The sequence below is a fragment of the Sporolactobacillus shoreae genome, assembly GCF_004684935.1.
GTDB classification, from domain to species: domain Bacteria; phylum Bacillota; class Bacilli; order Bacillales; family Sporolactobacillaceae; genus Sporolactobacillus; species Sporolactobacillus shoreae.
In genome coordinates, this window is the sequence record NZ_SRJD01000058.1 from 1 (window position 1) to 1,817 (window position 1,817).

The 1,817-nt window shown below is 48.3% G+C and carries 1 protein-coding gene; it reads right to left on the reverse strand.

Annotation, left to right across the window (positions count from 1 at the left end; all coding sequences use genetic code 11):
- Positions 1-369 precede the first annotated feature (369 nt).
- The gene (locus E4665_RS17970) at positions 370-1,416 is read right to left on the reverse strand and encodes a reverse transcriptase domain-containing protein (RefSeq protein ID WP_241654973.1); all 1,047 of its coding nucleotides are present in this window, start codon (positions 1,414-1,416) and stop codon (positions 370-372) included.
- Positions 1,417-1,817 lie beyond the last annotated feature (401 nt).

Sequence of the window (1,817 nt, forward strand, 5' to 3'; positions counted from 1 at the left end):
TGTCGAGTAGGACAGCGATTCACATCTTCTGTCCCCTCACGGAACCGTGCGTGCGCTATTTACGCACACGGCTCTTCTTGTTCATGTTTCACAGAATGTAGCTCAGCTCCGACCGAAGTTGATAAATATTGACCTTGATTCGCGGTTGCGGCAGAGGGAAGCGTTTGAGAAATTGATTAAATTTTTCCCATGTGAACGATCGTTTCTGGCTCCTTCTGTTTAACCATTTATACAGCAACCGAATCACCTGCAATCGAAAAGCGCTCACGCTTAGACTGTTATCGGTGATACAATAGTAGTTGTAATAGCCGGTCAACGACCTCTTGAGCCGATCCATGATGAAGTCAATCTCTTGGGTCCGATGGCCTTTCAGCCACTGCGAATAGGCTTTGAGTTTGGCACCCACTTTCTTTCGGCTGCTTTTCCGCTTGACTCGAAAATGTCCGCTTTTACTTTGCCCACAATAGTGGGTGAATCCCAGGAAGTCAAAAGTCTTTGGCTTCCTGTTTCCATTTCTCTTGGCATTTTCCTGAGCGAATCGTCCGAAAGGGATGATCCTCGCTTTCTCCTCCGCAAGCGCCAGGTTAAATTTTCTAGGCGCCGCTTCAGATCGCAATAGAATCGTTGGGCTTCCTGTTTATACTGAAAACAACAGACAAAGTCATCGGCATAGCGCACCAGATAAGCCTGTCCTTGGCACTGTTTCTTCACCGCTTTCGTAAACCATAGGTCGATCACATAGTGCAGATAGACGTTAGCTAGGATCGGCGAGATCAGTCCGCCTTGCGGCGTCCCTTGTTCGCTTGCGTGCCAAGTTTCCTTCTCCATGTAACCCGCTTTTAGAAAACGGGCAATGAGCCTCAGAAAGCTTGGATCCTTGATCCGTAGCTTGAGAAAACGCATCATCCATTGATGGTCGACATGATCGAAAAAGCCCCTGATGTCCACATCAACAATGTAGTTCGTGTACTTCTTTTCAATGAAGACATTCAGGACTTTAAGTGCATCATGGCAGTTCCTATTTAGGCGGAAACCGAAGGAACAGTCAAGAAAGTCTTGCTCATAGATGGCATTAAGGATCTTCGCCAGACCCCGCTGAACAATTTTATCCTCATAGGCAGGGATGCCCAGTGGGCGTTCCTTCTTTGTTCCCGGTTTATCAATATATGTCCGCCGGACAGGGAGCGGCCGATAGCTTTTCTGCTTCAGGCGCTTATCCAGATCGGCAAGGTGTTCATCAAGATGTTCTTGATAGCTTGCCTTCGTCATCTGATCGATGCCCGCTGCTTTGTTTCCCTGCAGCTCCCGGTGACAGACCCTCAATTCCTCTACGCTCAATAAATGAGCCAGAGAGGTGAAGGCCATCTTCGGATTTTCCTTCGCTAGCTCTGCTATTCTTACCTGTTTTGTAGTCATCTCTACTGTCACCTCTGTGTGTGCCGATGTGTCCCAGATAAGATTCATAAACAAGGGAAAACACCTTCCCTCAACCGGCATTACCCGATGTCATGGGTACTATGTGCTTCCTCCGACTTCCCAGCAGACATTTAACGTCCTTACATTTGATTGCTTGGTTCGCTATACTTTCTTCTTTCGAAAGACCCGCTGGGATCTCCCAAGTTGCCGTACCTTATTGATGCTCAGCGTGCCATGGTCTCAGACCCCGGGGAACCCACAGACCTCTTGCCTTAACGATGTCTGGCGTGTTGCCTTCTGGAAGTATAACGCCATCGGCATTCCCATTTCATAAGTTTTCGAGGCTCAATCCCTTCAACCACTTGGCTTACGGCCCACTGGCTCGCTGTCTACGCTTAAAA

Bases quoted from the DNA above. Each gene is read 5' to 3' on its own strand.
- E4665_RS17970 (WP_241654973.1), bottom strand. From the start codon at position 1,416: ATGACTACAAAACAGGTAAGAATAGCAGAGCTAGCGAAGGAAAATCCG.